Source organism: Terrabacter sp. BE26, from assembly GCF_041941675.1.
GTDB lineage: Bacteria > Actinomycetota > Actinomycetes > Actinomycetales > Dermatophilaceae > Terrabacter.
On sequence record NZ_CP090122.1, the window covers coordinates 3,341,388 to 3,355,378 of the forward strand.

The following is a 13,991-nucleotide window of genomic DNA, read 5'->3' on the forward strand; positions in this document are numbered from 1 at the left end:
TCCTCAAAAGGGCGGAAACTCAAAGCAAGTCCTGCAACTTCTTGCAGTCGTTGCGAGACCGCAACTCGCCGCCCCGTGAGCTCCCTTCCATGCTCGGCACTACGGTCTGGGAGTGACCACCTTCGTGACCGCCGCCTACTGCCTCCTGCGCGAGGACCGGCTGCTGACCGTCCGCAAGGCCGGCTCCCGCCGCTTCATGCTGCCCGGCGGCAAGATCGACCCGGGCGAGACCGCGCGGGACGCGGCGGTGCGTGAGGTCATGGAAGAGGTCGGCGTAGACGTCTCCGGGGTCGGCGAACCGCTCGGCCGCTTCCTGGACGTGGCCGCCAACGAGGCCGACGCCTGGGTGGACGCGACCGTCTACGTGGCGCACCTGAGCGACGAGGACGCGCCGGCCCCGCTGGCCGAGATCGCTGAACAGCGTTGGCTCGCGCTCGAGGACGAGCTGCCGGACGACCTGGCACCCCTGCTGCGCAACCACGTGGTCCCGCGGCTGCGCGAGCATCTCGCGACCCGCTGACCGGGGACGGGCCCGACCCGCCGGCGCCTCGGGCTCACGCCCCCGAGCTCGGTCGGTCCCGCGGGTCAGACCGACTCAGCGGTGGCCGCCTCGCATGCCGATGACTCCGGCCTGCGCGGCCTTCTTCACCGCATCGGCCTCTGCCTGGGTCAGCGTGCCGGCCTTGACCGCCTGCGCGAGTCGGTCGTCGAACGCCTTCTGCGCCTCGGCCCGGCGGGCGGCCCGCACGTCGGCGATGGCAGCCTTCACCTTGGCCGCGTCCACGCCGAGCTCGGCCGCAAGCTTGGTCGCCACCTCGTCCTGCAGGCTGGCGCGGTCCGGCTTGGTACCGGAGGTGCGCCCCGCCTTCAGCTCCGCGCGTACGGCCTTGAGAGCGTCCGCCAGCTTGGCCTGGTCGACCCCCAGCTTCGCGGCGAGGGCCGAGAGGTCCCCTCCCATGCCCATCATCCGGCCCGGGCCCCCGTGGCGCCCTCCAGGTCCCCAACCGTGCCCCTGGCCCGGCGCCCCCGGACTGGTCGTCGCCGTGGGGGACGGGGTCGGGGCGCCCGCGTCGTTCGCGCGCGCGGCCTGTGACACGCCGAGCCCGATGACGGCCGCCGCCGCGCCGGCAGCAGCCACGCTCGCCACCTTTGTGGTCACCGAGAGCATTCCGGTCCTCCATCTAACGTGGGGCGCAGTGGGCGGCCCCGCCTGATGGACCCACACAACCCCACCACCTCCGACCACTGGCCGTGAAGCACCTGTGACTTGCTGTGAGATCCCGGAGAGCGGCCTGCCCGCTCAGAACGTGCCGTCGGGCCCCGGAGCGTTGACGAGGGAGTATGCCGCTCGCGTGAGGTAGTCGCGCAGCCGGTCGTCGTTCTCGGGCGAGAGGTCGAGCGTGTCGACGGCGTTCATCATGTGCAGGATCCAGCGGTCGCGCATGTCGGGCGTGACCTGGAAGGAGACGTGCCGCATGCGCAGGCGCGGGTGTCCCCGCTGCTCCGAGTAGGTCGTCGGACCGCCCCAGTACTGCTCGAGGAACATGCGCAGGCGCTCCTGCGCCGGACCGAGGTCCTCCTCGGGGTAGAGCGCCCGCAACGGTTCGTCCTCGGCGACACCGCGGTAGAACTCCGCCACGAGCTTCGTGAAGGTCTCGTGGCCGCCGAAGTCGTCGTAGTACGTCACCCGGCCAAGTCTCCCAGAGCCGCGAGCCCGGCCGGCTCCGGGACCCTGGCAGAGCCTCGGGCAGACAGGGGCAGGAGGCGCGGAGGTCGCCGTGGCCGGGCCAGGAGGGTCACCGCGGCGCAGCGCCGCCGTAGGGCGGCATCACGGGCAGCGGGCTGCGCACGCCGGCGCGGTCGAGGCCCACCTTGATGCGCTCGCGCAGCTCGCGCTGGACGCCGAACTGCTCGTTGGCGACCGTCTTGGCGGTGATCCGGATCGTGATGGCGCCGTTGGCGATCGACTCGACGCCGGCGACGGTCGGCTCCTCGAGCAGGATGTCCTTGAACGCCTCGTCGTCGTCCATGTTGCTGACGACGTCGCGGATGACGGAGATCGCCTTCTCCACGTCCTGGTCGTAGGCGATCGGGATGTCGACGAGTGCCGTGGACCAGCCCTGTGTCTTGTTGCCGATGCGGACGATCTCGCCGTTGCGGACGTACCACGTCATGCCGGTGCCGTCGCGCAGCTGGGTGACGCGCAACGAGACGTTCTCGACGGTGCCGACCACCTCGCCGGTGTCGATGACGTCGCCCACGCCGTACTGGTCCTCGACGATCATGAAGACGCCCGAGAGGAAGTCCTTGACCAGGCTCTGGGCCCCGAAGGCGAGCGCCACGCCGCCGACGCCCGCGGACGTGAGGATCGGGGTCAGCGGGATGCCGACGAGCGACATCACAGTCAAGGCGGTGACGCCGAAGATGACGAACGTCGTGATGCTCTTGAGCAGTGCTCCCATCGTCCTCGTGCGCTGGACATGGCGCGCGTTGGCTGCGCCGAGCGAGCTCGACGCGCGCCTGCCGTTCAGGATGCCCGCCAGGCGTTCGGCCCGCTTGGAGGCTGCCGTGGCGACGACGCGGTTGATGACCCGGCGCATCGCCCAGAGGGCGAGGACGCCGATGACGATCGTCACGAGGACGAGCAGCGGCGTGCCGACGAGCCAGTCGGCGACGCCGCTCCAGCTCAGCTGGCGCAGGTCGGACATCGAGAGGTTCACGGGCAGCTCCGGGGAGGGAGACGGGCTCGGTGGCGGCGTCGGAGCGGCTGAGGCTGGGAGAGCGAGGGCGGTCAGGGTCGTGAAGGCGTCGAACACAGAGTCTCTGTCGGGAACGGGGGCGGAACGGGTTGGTGGGAGTGGCCGGCAGGTGCGGGACCGGCGGGATGCGCCGGTCCCGCACCGGGGTCATCCGCGGCGGTCGCGCTCCTGTGCGAGCAGCGCGCGACCGATGGTGTCACGGTTCTCGGCAACAGTGCGAACGAGGCCGGGAGCGGCGTCGGCGTGGGAGGCGAGCCAGGCGTCCGAGGCGTCCTTGAGCTCCTGGCTTGCGAGTGCGAACGGGTAGAACCCCCCGACGACGCGCTCGCCGATGGCCACGCTGCGCTGGGCCCAGGCGTCGACGAGCATCGCGTGGTACCTCTCCACGTAGGGCTCGAGCAGCGAGAGGTCGATGCTGCGACGGAACCCCGCGCTGATCGCCTCGACCATCTGGTTGGGCAGGTCGTTGCGCTCGACGGCCTTGGCCCACGCGTCGGCCTTCGCCTCGGCGGTGGGCCGCGCGGCCAGCGCCTCGGCGGCGCGCTCGCGGCCCGTGGAGGTCGGGTCGCGGTCGAGCTCGGCGGCGATCTCGAGCTCGTCCGCCGCGCCCAGGGCCGCCAGGGCCTTCGTGAAGGTCCAGCGCAGCTCCGTGTCGACGCTGAGGCCCGGAAGGGCCTCCTCGCCCGTGAGCAGCGCCCGCAGCCGCCCCTCGTCGGCCGGGTCGGCCGTGCTGCCGGCCCACGCCTCGACGAGCTGGAACTGGGCGTCGCTGCCGGCCTCGGCGGACTCGGCCAGCGAGCGCAGCGACGACGAGAGCAGCGCCGAGACCTCGGCTCGGTGCTCGGGAGCCGTGTAGAGCCGGGCCGCCGTCGAGACCTGGCCCAGCAGGACCCGCAGGAGGGTGGAGTCGGTTTCGCCCGGCAGCGACTCGAGCACGAAGCGCACGAAGTCACGCGCCGGCATCTCGGCGTCGCGGGTCATGTCCCACGTCGCACCGAGGACGAGCGAGCGCGGCAGCGAGTCCTGGAACCCGCGCGGCAGCTTCAGTGCGGTGGCGAGGGAGCGCTCGTCGAGGCGGATCTTGCCGTAGGCGAGGTCGTCGTCGTTGAGCAGCAGCAGGTCCGGCTGCTCCTGGCCGAGGAGCTCGGCGATCTCGGTGCGCTCACCGGCGATGTCGACCTCGTCGTAGCCGATGCGCTCGAGCACGTCGCCGCCCTCACCGGCCCGGACGGCATACCGCCCGATGCCGATGCGGTGGGGACGCAGCGTCGGGTGCTCGGCCGTCGCGGACTGCGTGATGGCGAAGGAGCTGTAGCGCCCCTCGCCGTCGACCTCGAAGACGGGTCGCAGGGTGTTGACGCCCGCCGTCTCGAGCCAGAGCTTGCTCCACTCGGTCAGCTCTCGGCCCGACGCCTTCTCGAGCTCGCCCAGCAGGTCGGCGAGCGTCGTGTTGCCCCACGCGTGCTTCCTGAAGTACTCGCGCAGCGCAGCGACGAACGGCTCACGACCCACGTATGCGACGAGCTGCTTGAGCACGGACGCGCCCTTGGCGTACGTGATGCCGTCGAAGTTGACCTCGACGTCCTCGAGGTGGCGCATGTCGGCGGCGATGGGATGCGTCGAGGAGAGCTGGTCCTGGGTGTAGGCCCACGCCTTCTCGGACGTGCCGAACGTCGTCCACGCGCTCGTCCACTCGGTGGCCTCGGCCTGGCACGTCGTCGATGCCCACTCGGCGAACGACTCGTTGAGCCAGAGGTCGTCCCACCACTTCATCGTCACCAGGTTGCCGAACCACATGTGGGCCAGCTCGTGCAGGATCGTGAGGGCGCGGCGCTCGATCTTGGCCTCGGAGACCTTGGAGCGGAAGACGTAGACCTCGACGAAGGTCACGGCCCCGGCGTTCTCCATCGCGCCCATGTTGTACTCGGGCGTGAAGATCTGGTCGTACTTCTCGAAGGGGTAGGGCTGGTCGAACTCCTCCTCGAAGAACGCGAAGCCCTTCTTGGTGCAGTCGAAGATGTTGTCGGCGTCGAGGTACTGCGTCAGCGACTTGCGGCAGAAGACTCCGAGGGGCACGACGCCCTTGCGGGTCTGCACCTCGTCGCGGACCTCGTCGTACGGGCCGGCGATGAGGGCCGTGATGTACGAGGAGATGCGCTGCGTGGGCGCGAAGGACCAGGTCGCGCGCTCGACGCCGTCGGCGACGCCGGCCGGCTGCGGCTCGGGCGTGGGGGAGTTGGAGATGACCTTCCAGTGCGCGGGCGCGGTGACGGTGAAGCGGAACGACGCCTTGAGGTCGGGCTGCTCGAAGACGGCATACATGCGCCGGGAGTCGGGGACCTCGAACTGCGTGTAGAGGTAGACCTCGTTGTCGACGGGGTCGACGAAGCGGTGCAGGCCCTCGCCGGTGTTGGTGTAGCGGCCGGTGGCGTCGACGGTCAGCTCGTTGTCGGTTGCGAGGCCGGGGAGGGCGATGCGCGAGTCCGCGAAGACCTCGGCCGGGTCGAGGTCGACACCGTTGAGCGTGACCCGCTCGACGGAGTCGGCGATGAGGTCGATGAAGGAGTCGGCGCCCTCCTCGGAGCTGCTGAACCGCACGGTGGTGACCGTGTGGAAGTGCTCCGGACCCGTGGTGAGGTCGAGGCGGACGTCGTACGAGTCGACGCGCAGGATGCGGGCGCGGGCCGCCGCCTCGTCGCGGGTCAGGTTCTTGCCGGGCACGTAGGGACCTCCTGGGAAGGGTGCTGGTGCGCGACGCAGCATCGGTCGGACGGCGTCGTCGCGGGGCCATCCTCGCACGGAAGCCCGGACGCTCCACCACCGGATTTGCCCCGTCTTCGACAGTTCGGTGGCAGTGCCATGATGGGCCACATGGCCGATGCGAACGACACCACCGACACCAACCGCGACGCCGTCGAGATGTGGTTCGACCCGATCTGCCCGTGGGCGTGGATGACCTCCCGCTGGCTCATGGAGGTCGAGAAGCTGCGCGACATCGAGGTCACCTGGTCGGTCATGAGCCTCGCCGTGCTCAACGAGCACCGGCACGACCTCGACGCCGCCTACCGCGCCCGCATGGACGAGGCCTGGGGCCCGGTGCGGGTGATCATCGCCGCGGCGGAGGCCCACGGCCCGTCGGTCGTCAAGCCGCTCTACGACGCCATGGGCACCCGCATCCACCTGCGCCGGATGAACGACTTCGACCAGGTCATCCGCGAGTCCCTCGAGGAGGTCGGTCTCCCCGCGGCCCTGGCCAAGGAGGCCCACCACAAGAAGTTCGACGCCGCCCTGCACCGCAGCCACAAGCGGGGGATCAGCCTCGTCGGCACCGACGTCGGCACCCCGATCATCGCGGTCAACGGCGCGGCGTTCTTCGGTCCGGTGGTGACGCCCGCCCCGAAGGGGGAGGATGCGGCACGTCTGTGGGACGGCTGCGTGCTCGTGTCGGGGACGCCCGGCTTCTTCGAGCTCAAGCGCACCCGCACCGAGGGCCCCATCTTCGACTGACGACACCCACCCACCACCAACCCACCACCCGACCAAGGACGGAAATGCGCATCCACATCGGCGGCGACCACGCGGCATACGACCTCCACCAGACCCTCGTCGCGCACCTGCGCGAGGCCGGGCACGAGGTCGTCGACCACGGCCCGTTCGTCTACGACGCGCAGGACGACTACCCGGTGTTCGTGCTGCGCGCGGCGGAGGCGGTGGCGGCCGACGAGGGCTCCCTCGGCGTCGTCCTCGGCGGCTCCGGCAACGGCGAGCAGATCGCGGCCAACAAGGTCACCGGCATCCGCGCGGCGCTCGCCTACAACGCGGAGCTCGCGAGCCTCGCCCGCGAGCACAACGACGCACACATCGTCTCGATCGGCGCCCGCTTCACGACCGACGAGGTCGCCAAGCAGATCGTCGACACGTTCGTGTCGACCAAGTTCAGCAACGAGGCCCGGCATGCCCGGCGTCTGGGTATGGTCTCCGCGTACGAGAGAACCAGAGAACTGCCGTCCCTGCCCGAGCCGGACGACGCGCGCTGACGCGTCCCGTCCCCCGTCCCGATCCGCGCAAGGGAGGCACGTGGTCCTCGACGAGAGCGTCGTGTCCCGCCGCCGGCGCATCGCCCCCGGGCCGGTGCGCCGGTTCCGACGGCTGGGGGCCTGGCTGATCCGCGCCCCGTGGACCATGGTCGGTGGGTTCGTGGTGCTGATCGCGCTGGCCACCGGCGCGATCCTCGCGTGGCGCAACGAGGTCCCGTGGGGCGTGTACGGCTTGATCGTCGTCGCGGCCGGCTTGTTCCTCGAGCCACGCTTCCTGCTCGTCGTCTACATCGCCCTCTTCCTGGCGCTCGCCACCACGGGGGCCTATCTCGGGGACGCCAAGGTCGCCACTCTCGGGGCCCAGGTCGTCACCGTCGTCATGATGCTGCTGATGCTCTGGCTCTCCCATGCGCGCGCCCAGGTGGGCGTGGTCGGCGTCAGCGGCGAGTCGATGCTCGTCGACATGCGCGACCGGCTCAGGGCCCAGGGAGAGCTGCCGCCGCTGCCGCCGTCGTGGCGGGCGGAGGTCGCACTCGAGTCGGCCTACGGCGACGGCTTCGCGGGTGACTTCGTCGTCGCCAGCCGCTCCACCGACGGCCGCACCCTGGAGGTGGCGCTCGTCGACGTCTCGGGCAAGGGCCGCGAGGCCGGTACCCGCTCGCTCCTGCTCTCCGGGGCCCTCGGCGGCCTGCTGGGGGAGATGAGCGAGGAGAGCTTCCTGTCCTCGGCCAACAACCACCTGCTCCGCCTGCGCTGGGACGAGGGCTTCGCCACGGCCGTGCACGTGGCGGTCGACCTCGAGACCGGCCGGTTCACCATCGGCTATGCCGGCCACCCCGCCGCGGCACAGTTCGCTGCGGGCTCCGGCCGGTGGCGGATGCTGTCCGGCGGCCGCGGCCCGTTGCTCGGGATCATCGACCACGCCGTCTACCCCCGCGAGGTCGGGACGCTGCGCCGCGGCGACGCGCTCGTGCTCTACAGCGACGGGGTCATCGAGGCGCGCGACAAGACGCTCGTCGACGGCATCGACCGCATGCTGGGGCGGGCCGAGTCCTTCATCCGCACCGGGTTCGAGGGGCTCGCCCAACGGCTGTGCGACCAGGCCGCCGCCGGGCTGGGAGACGACCGGGCCGTCGTCACCATCTGGCGCACCTGACCCCTCGGTGGCGTATGCCGGGCGCAGGGCCCGCCCAGGCCGCTCACTACGATGCCGGGGTGAGTGACCAGCCAGAGCCCGCCGACTCCGCGCCCACCCGGACGTCCCCGACCCGCGGCCCCGACCGCAGGCAGCACGTGGTGCCCGACCTTCCGCCGGGCGTGACACCCGCGCGCGTGCGCTCCTTCGTGCGCCGCGGCCGGCTCTCCTCGCTGACCAAGGACCGGGTCGAGCGCCTCGCGCCGACGCGCGCGCTGGCCGAGGGACGCTTCGACGCCGCAAGCACGTTCGGGCGCAACGCCCCGGTCGTCCTCGAGGTCGGCTGCGGCCACGGGCACGCGGCCATCGCGTATGCCGCTGCCTTCCCCGAGCACGACATCGTCGCCATGGACGTGCACACGCCCGGTCTGGCCCGGATGCTCGCGGACGCCGACGAGGCGGGCGTGCCGAACCTGCGCGTCGAGATCGGGGACGCCGTCCTGCTCCTCGAGGAACGCGTCGACGACGGCACGTTCGACGCCGTCCACCTCTTCTTCCCCGACCCGTGGCGCAAGAAGAAGCACACCAAGCGACGCTTCGTCAGCCCCGCGAACCTCGACCTGCTCGCGCGGGTGCTGAAGCCCGGCGGCCACGTCCTCGTCGCCACGGACCAGGACTTCTACGCCGAGCACGTCCTTGCCGAGGTGGCGGCGCACCCGCGGTTCGAGGCTCACCGGACCGAGCGCCCGCAGTGGCGGCCGGGCAACGGCTTCGAGGCCAAGGGGATCGCCGCGGGGCGCACGATCAACGAGCTGCGCCTCGACCGGTTGCCCTGAGGCGACGGCATGAGGGGGAGACGCGTCGGCACCCGGTGCCGATCGGTCTCCCCTCATGCGTCGACGGGTCGGGGTGACAGGATTTGAACCTGCGGCCCTTGCGTCCCAAACGCAATGCGCTACCAAGCTGCGCCACACCCCGCGGTCGTCGAATCGTAGCGGACGAGCGGCACTGCGACCGCGACGTTGCACGCACGCCGCCGACGGTGGCCGCGCGAGGGTGTCGATTTCGAGGGACCGGACGCGACCCAGTAGGGTGGCGCGCAGGCCGTCGGGATGTCCGCGGCCGTGCGGGCGTAGCTCAATGGTAGAGCCTCAGTCTTCCAAACTGATTACGCGAGTTCGATTCTCGTCGCCCGCTCCGCAACCCGAGCGCTGCATCCGGCTCGACCGGTTCACGCCTCGCAGGCGACGAGAGCCCCGCCCACCGATGGTGAGCGGGGCTCTCGCGCAAGGAGCTCAGGTCACGGGTCGCACCTGGAGGTGCTGTAGGCGCTCGTCTGGGAGACGATGCACGTCTTGAGGAAGTCGCCGAACTCCTTGTCCCGCCACGTCTGCCAGAAGTCGGCGTGCAGCGACCGGCCGTCGCTCGTGCCCATCATCGTGTCCGAGGACAGGGCCACGTCCGTGCCGTTGCCGACGTAGGGGAACTGGATGGTCTCCCGCAGCTCGGCCACGCCGATGGGGTGCGTCGCCGGGCACTTCTTGTTGACCGCGTACGCGTAGTGCGCGTTGTCCCGGGTGTCGCCGTTCTGGGCAGCGGTGTGGTTCGGCTTCACGCCGTCCCAGCAGGAGGGGAAGTCGATGTGGGCGGTCAGCGTCAGGCCGGGCTTGCCGGACAGGCCGGTGCAGTCGGGGATGCTCTGGACGGGCGCGGACCGGGCGCCGGCCTTCATCCCGCACGACCAGTTGTAGCGAGTGCCGATGAGACGGGTGTCGGCTGGGATGGGCTGCGCCGCACCGAACGTGTCACCTGACGCGCTGCGGTAGTAGGCGGTGAACTGCTGCGCCGGCACGAGCTGACCGGCCTTCGGCCCGGAGATGTAACGCAGGGTGGGGGTCCAGTAGCCGGCCGAGTCGGCGCTGTAGGACAGGCCGAGGACCTTGCGGCAGTTGTTCGCCTTGCCGACGAGGTCGCCGTAGTTCGCGGCGTTGGGGTTGGCGAGCGAGTGCCAGGCGATGTTGCCGAAGAACTGGTGCTCGTGCATCGAGGGGCCGGTGGCGTTGTGGTTGACGATCGGGTCGTAGGAGCCGATCGCCACCGCCGGCTGCCCCGACACGTCGCACTTGACCTTGCCCAGGGCGGAGGCCCCGGTGGCCGGAAGGACCAGCGCGACGAGGAGGCCCAGGACGACGGCGACGGGTAGCAACAGGCGCCGCCGGGCCGGGGTGGTGGAGGGAGGGGTAGCAGGGGTCATGCGCCCGAAGGCTACCCGACACCGTGTGATATGTACGACTCGCGCCGGTGGCGTGACGCGGCGTCGCCGCACGGATGTCGTCGCCAAAAGCGTTGGACCCGGCCGGCGGTGGCTTCCTACCGTGGCTGCATGTTCCGGCCCGACCTGCACGATGCCCTCCGCGACCGCGACGCGGTGCTGCGCGCGTTCCTGGCTCCCGACGGCTCCCTGACGAGCATCCCCACGAAGATCCGCAAGCGCCTCGTGGTGCTCGACCTGCTCGCGCAGCAGTTCGAGCCGGGGGAGCGGTACGACGAGACGCAGGTCAACAACCGCCTGCGCGCCTTCCACCCCGACGTCGCGGCCCTGCGCCGCTACCTCGTCGAGGAGGGCTTCCTCGACCGCGACGGGGGTCGGTACTGGCGCACCGGCGGCACGGTCGGCTGACACGGCCGCCCGCCGCACGGCATACGCCCCGAAGGGTCAGCGGAAGCCGAGGGACTCGCTGAGCCAGCTCTCGGCGCCCTCGGCCTCGAGGCCGGCCTCGACGGCCGCGGCCGTGCGCGGGGACGGCCACCCGTGGACCCAGAACAGGGCGAGGCCCCCGGGGAGCGCGATGAGCAGCGGGAGCCAGGAGTGCGGCTCGAACACGAACGAGCAGGCGAAGGCCACGAGGACCGGGGCCTCGGCCAGGGCGGTGCGCAAGGTCGTGGTCGAGGTGAAGTACCGCAGGCTGGTGGTCTCGGCGTTCTCGCGGGGCAGGCCGTGCGGGAGGGACGGGACGGCATACCCGACCCAGCGGATGAGCGCCGCCGAGCCGACGAGCGTTGCCAGGACCACAACCACCGCCCACGCGGACGGCACGGCCACCGAGGGATCCACGGCGATGCGGACCGCGCTCAGCATGAGCGCTCCCATGCCGACCGCGACGGACACGAGCTGGATCGGCCGCAGGGTCGCGTGCTCGGGCGAGGCGAAGGGGCCCGGAAGGCTGCTCATGGCCCTCGAGCATAGGCGGCGGCCGGCGGGTGGGCCGTCCGCGCATTTAGCCATCAGGCGCGCGGCCTATAGCATGGTGCCTGGCCCTTCCGTTCACCGTCGACGACCACGTCGGCACCACCCGATGGAGTAACCCGCAGTGAAGAGTGCGCTCGAGACCCTCAGCCCGACCCGGGTCAAGATGACCGTCGAGGTCCCGTTCGAGGAGCTCAAGCCGAGCCTCGATGCAGCCATCAAGCACATCGGTGAGCACATCCAGGTGCCCGGCTTCCGCAAGGGCAAGGTACCCGCCCGCATCATCGAGCAGCGCGTCGGTCGCGCCGCCGTTCTCGAGGAGGCCGTCAACAACGCCCTGCCGACGTTCTACGGCCAGGCGCTCGAGGAGAACGAGGTCCGCCCGCTCGGCCAGCCCGAGATCACCGACCTGCAGGTCCCCGCCAGTGACGGCCAGGACTTCGTCTTCACCGCGGAGGTCGACAAGCGCCCCGAGATCGAGCTGCCGGACTTCGGCGACATCGAGCTGACCGTCGACGAGGCCACCGTCTCCGACGACGAGGTCGCCAAGCGCCTCGATGACCTCCGCGCCCGCTTCGGCACCCTCAAGGGCGTCGACCGCGCCGTCCGGGACGGCGACTTCGTCTCGATCGACCTGTCGGCCGAGATCGACGGCGAGCAGATCGACGAGGTGACCGGCGTCTCCTACGAGGTCGGCAGCGAGAACATGCTGGACGGCCTCGACGAGGCTCTCATCGGCATGACCGCCGACGAGACCAAGCAGTTCACGGCGCCGCTTGCCGGCGGCGACCAGGCCGGTCAGGAGGCCGACGTCACGGTCACCGTCACCGCGGTCAAGGAGCGCGAGCTGCCCGAGCTCGACGACGAGTTCGCCCAGCTGGCCTCCGAGTTCGACACCCTCGACGAGCTCAAGGCCGACCTCACCGCCAAGGCCGAGGTCGACGCCAAGTTCGCCCAGGGCGTCGCGGCCCGCGACCAGCTCCTCGAGGCCATCCTCGAGAAGGTCGAGGTGCCGATCCCCGAGAGCATCGTCGAGGCCGAGGTTCACAGCCACCTCGAGGGCGAGGGTCGCCTCGAGGACGACGAGCACCGCGCCGAGGTCGACGAGAGCACCCGCAAGGGCCTCAGGACCCAGCTCGTCCTCGACGCCATCGCCGAGAAGGAAGAGGTCAAGGTCGAGCAGCAGGAGCTCATCGAGTTCCTCGTCATGAGCTCGCAGCAGTACGGCATGGACCCCAACCAGTTCGCCCAGTCGCTCGACCAGGAGGGCCAGATCCCCGCCATGGTCGCCGAGGTCGCCCGCCGCAAGGCGCTGGCCACGGTCCTCGAGAAGGTCGCGGTGAAGGACACGGCGGGCAACGTCGTGGACCTCAACCAGGCCGTCCCCGGCACCGAGGGTGACGAGGACGCCGAGGGTGCCGGGGGCGTCGAGGCTGCCGACGAAGCCAAGCCGGAGAACGCCGACGCCTGACCGTCTCCGTAGAGACTGCGAATGCCGCTGGGCCGGCTCCCGTCCGGGAGCCGGCCCTCGCGCGTCCCCGGGCGAGGGTGGGGTGGGGCGGGGATTGCCGGCCGTGTCGCCCGGGTAGGTGACGAGGAGTCGTCGGCACGACGACGTCCAGCACGACGAGCGAGGAGCCACGGATGAGCAACATCGACGAGTCGGGCGCCGGCATGGCGGACTCCGACATCAACAGCACTCACCCCGACGGCTCGGGAAGCGTGGACACGGAGAGCGCCGTGGAGGATGCCTCGGGTGACGACGCGGGTCGCGGCAACCTCGACGGCAGCGCTCCGGTGGCCGAGCCCCGGGACCGCTCCCTCGAGCAGGCGGGGGGCAACGGCTCCTTCGACGAGGCCGCGCCGGAGACGAACGGTGCCGAGTCCGACGCCGTGGACGCAGGGCAGGACAACGGCCTGAACGACTGACCCACCGTTCCCGCGGATCCCTGCCCGGCTGCTACGCAGGCGGGGTCCGCGCGTGCGGGCGCAGGTGGTTGCGTCAGGCCGGCTCAGGTTTGTGCGCTCACGGCGAACACGGCGCGGTTCGGGAAATCTGCCCGAGGGGTCGGGCGTTAGGGTCAGTGACGAGCCAGCCGGCGCCACCCCCGTGGGCAGAGGCTGGATTACTTCGACGATGGAGACATGGTGATTTCGGAGACCTCCGCCAACGGCAACGGCATGCCGGGTGGTCTGGACGACCACATCTACAACCGCCTGCTCAAGGAGCGGATCATCTTCCTCGGGTCGGACGTCCGCGACGACAACGCGAACGCCATCGCCGCGCAGCTGCTGCTGCTCTCGGCCGAGGACCCCGAGAAGGACATCTGGCTCTACATCAACAGCCCCGGCGGGTCGATCTCGGCCGGCATGGCCATCTTCGACACGATGAACTGGATCCCCAACGACGTCGCCACCGTCGCGATGGGCATGGCCGCCTCGATGGGCCAGTTCCTCCTCTCGGCCGGCACCAAGGGCAAGCGCTACGCCACCCCCCACGCCCGCGTGATGATGCACCAGCCCTCGGGCGGCATCGGCGGCACGGCCACCGACATCAAGATCCAGGCCGAGCAGATGCTCTACGTCAAGAAGCAGATGGCCCAGCTCATCGCCGAGCACACCGGACAGACGGTCGACCAGATCGAGAAGGACTCCGACCGTGACCGCTGGTTCAGCGCGGAGGAGGCCAAGGACTACGGCTTCGTCGACCACGTCTTCAGCCGGTCGGACCAGGCGGTCGAGGGCAAGGGAGTCGGCCAGGCCGACGCCAAGGGCGAGAACTGACCGCGGCCTGAACAGGACTTGGAGAGCAC

15 protein-coding genes and 2 tRNA genes are annotated in these 13,991 nt (G+C 70.7%); 10 read left to right on the forward strand and 7 right to left on the reverse strand.

Annotated features, from left to right (window positions below; genetic code table 11):
* Nucleotides 1–112 precede the first annotated feature (112 nt).
* On the forward strand, nt 113–520 hold the full coding sequence (locus tag LQK93_RS15325; protein WP_374968638.1) for an NUDIX domain-containing protein: 408 nt from the start codon (nt 113–115) through the stop codon (nt 518–520).
* A gap of 75 nt (nt 521–595) precedes the next feature.
* On the opposite strand, the gene LQK93_RS15330 is transcribed toward LQK93_RS15325, so the two are convergent.
* The 4 genes from LQK93_RS15330 to pepN all read right to left on the reverse strand — a co-directional run bounded on the left by LQK93_RS15330 (nt 596) and on the right by pepN (nt 5,480).
* On the reverse strand, nt 596–1,138 hold the full coding sequence (locus LQK93_RS15330; protein WP_374968639.1) for a hypothetical protein: 543 nt from the start codon (nt 1,136–1,138) through the stop codon (nt 596–598).
* Nucleotides 1,139–1,300: 162 nt separating this feature from the next.
* A complete protein-coding gene (locus LQK93_RS15335) occupies nt 1,301–1,687 on the reverse strand; it encodes a globin (protein ID WP_374968640.1) in 387 nt (128 codons plus the stop codon).
* 109 nt (nt 1,688–1,796) lie between these two features.
* A complete protein-coding gene (locus LQK93_RS15340; protein WP_374968641.1) occupies nt 1,797–2,720 on the reverse strand; it encodes a mechanosensitive ion channel family protein in 924 nt (307 codons plus the stop codon).
* Nucleotides 2,721–2,906: 186 nt separating this feature from the next.
* Nucleotides 2,907–5,480 carry an aminopeptidase N gene (pepN, locus tag LQK93_RS15345; protein ID WP_374968642.1) on the reverse strand — a complete coding sequence of 858 codons (2,574 nt, stop codon included), beginning with the start codon at nt 5,478–5,480 and terminating at the stop codon, nt 2,907–2,909.
* Nucleotides 5,481–5,630: 150 nt separating this feature from the next.
* On the opposite strand from pepN, the gene LQK93_RS15350 reads away from it, so the two are divergent.
* The 4 genes from LQK93_RS15350 to trmB are packed head-to-tail and all read left to right on the forward strand — an operon-like array spanning nt 5,631 to nt 8,767.
* Nucleotides 5,631–6,266, forward strand: coding sequence for a DsbA family protein (locus tag LQK93_RS15350; protein WP_374968643.1), 636 nt, complete (start codon nt 5,631–5,633; stop codon nt 6,264–6,266).
* A gap of 44 nt (nt 6,267–6,310) precedes the next feature.
* Nucleotides 6,311–6,796 (forward strand): ribose-5-phosphate isomerase, encoded by a 486-nt coding sequence (locus tag LQK93_RS15355; RefSeq protein ID WP_374968644.1) that lies wholly within the window; start codon nt 6,311–6,313, stop codon nt 6,794–6,796.
* Between the two features lie 40 nt (nt 6,797–6,836).
* A complete protein-coding gene (locus tag LQK93_RS15360; protein WP_374968645.1) occupies nt 6,837–7,952 on the forward strand; it encodes a PP2C family protein-serine/threonine phosphatase in 1,116 nt (371 codons plus the stop codon).
* A 59-nt stretch (nt 7,953–8,011) separates the two neighbouring features.
* Entirely contained in the window at nt 8,012–8,767 is a 756-nt protein-coding gene (trmB, locus tag LQK93_RS15365) for a tRNA (guanosine(46)-N7)-methyltransferase TrmB (protein ID WP_374968646.1), read from the forward strand.
* Nucleotides 8,768–8,835: 68 nt separating this feature from the next.
* On the opposite strand, the gene LQK93_RS15370 is transcribed toward trmB, so the two are convergent.
* Nucleotides 8,836–8,909, reverse strand: a tRNA-Pro gene (locus LQK93_RS15370).
* A 148-nt stretch (nt 8,910–9,057) separates the two neighbouring features.
* Between LQK93_RS15370 and LQK93_RS15375 the strand changes: the two genes are divergently transcribed.
* Nucleotides 9,058–9,128, forward strand: a tRNA-Gly gene (locus LQK93_RS15375).
* Nucleotides 9,129–9,231: 103 nt separating this feature from the next.
* Here LQK93_RS15375 and LQK93_RS15380 read toward each other — a convergent pair.
* The gene (locus tag LQK93_RS15380; protein ID WP_374968647.1) at nt 9,232–10,185 is read right to left on the reverse strand and encodes a DUF1996 domain-containing protein; all 954 of its coding nucleotides are present in this window, start codon (nt 10,183–10,185) and stop codon (nt 9,232–9,234) included.
* A gap of 129 nt (nt 10,186–10,314) precedes the next feature.
* On the opposite strand from LQK93_RS15380, the gene LQK93_RS15385 reads away from it, so the two are divergent.
* Complete coding sequence (locus LQK93_RS15385; protein ID WP_374968648.1) at nt 10,315–10,611, forward strand: DUF2087 domain-containing protein; 297 nt, start codon at nt 10,315–10,317, stop codon at nt 10,609–10,611.
* A 36-nt stretch (nt 10,612–10,647) separates the two neighbouring features.
* Here LQK93_RS15385 and LQK93_RS15390 read toward each other — a convergent pair whose 3' ends face one another.
* On the reverse strand, nt 10,648–11,163 hold the full coding sequence (locus LQK93_RS15390) for a hypothetical protein (protein ID WP_374968649.1): 516 nt from the start codon (nt 11,161–11,163) through the stop codon (nt 10,648–10,650).
* Between the two features lie 139 nt (nt 11,164–11,302).
* On the opposite strand from LQK93_RS15390, the gene tig reads away from it, so the two are divergent.
* The 3 genes from tig (at nt 11,303) to LQK93_RS15405 (ending at nt 13,962) form a co-directional block, all read left to right on the forward strand.
* The gene (tig, locus tag LQK93_RS15395) at nt 11,303–12,649 is read left to right on the forward strand and encodes a trigger factor (RefSeq protein ID WP_374968650.1); all 1,347 of its coding nucleotides are present in this window, start codon (nt 11,303–11,305) and stop codon (nt 12,647–12,649) included.
* Nucleotides 12,650–12,822: 173 nt separating this feature from the next.
* The gene (locus tag LQK93_RS15400; protein WP_374968651.1) at nt 12,823–13,107 is read left to right on the forward strand and encodes a hypothetical protein; all 285 of its coding nucleotides are present in this window, start codon (nt 12,823–12,825) and stop codon (nt 13,105–13,107) included.
* A gap of 216 nt (nt 13,108–13,323) precedes the next feature.
* Nucleotides 13,324–13,962 (forward strand): ATP-dependent Clp protease proteolytic subunit, encoded by a 639-nt coding sequence (locus LQK93_RS15405; RefSeq protein WP_374968652.1) that lies wholly within the window; start codon nt 13,324–13,326, stop codon nt 13,960–13,962.
* Nucleotides 13,963–13,991: the final 29 nt, after the last annotated feature.

Excerpts from the sequence above, each read along its gene's own strand:
- LQK93_RS15350 (WP_374968643.1), top strand. The coding sequence starts at position 5,631 with ATGGCCGATGCGAACGACACCACCGACACCAACCGCGACGCCGTCGAG.
- LQK93_RS15355 (WP_374968644.1), top strand. The coding sequence starts at position 6,311 with ATGCGCATCCACATCGGCGGCGACCACGCGGCATACGACCTCCACCAG.
- LQK93_RS15380 (WP_374968647.1), bottom strand. The coding sequence starts at position 10,185 with ATGACCCCTGCTACCCCTCCCTCCACCACCCCGGCCCGGCGGCGCCTG.
- LQK93_RS15385 (WP_374968648.1), top strand. The coding sequence starts at position 10,315 with ATGTTCCGGCCCGACCTGCACGATGCCCTCCGCGACCGCGACGCGGTG.
- LQK93_RS15390 (WP_374968649.1), bottom strand. The coding sequence starts at position 11,163 with ATGAGCAGCCTTCCGGGCCCCTTCGCCTCGCCCGAGCACGCGACCCTG.
- LQK93_RS15400 (WP_374968651.1), top strand. The coding sequence starts at position 12,823 with ATGAGCAACATCGACGAGTCGGGCGCCGGCATGGCGGACTCCGACATC.
- LQK93_RS15405 (WP_374968652.1), top strand. The coding sequence starts at position 13,324 with ATGGTGATTTCGGAGACCTCCGCCAACGGCAACGGCATGCCGGGTGGT.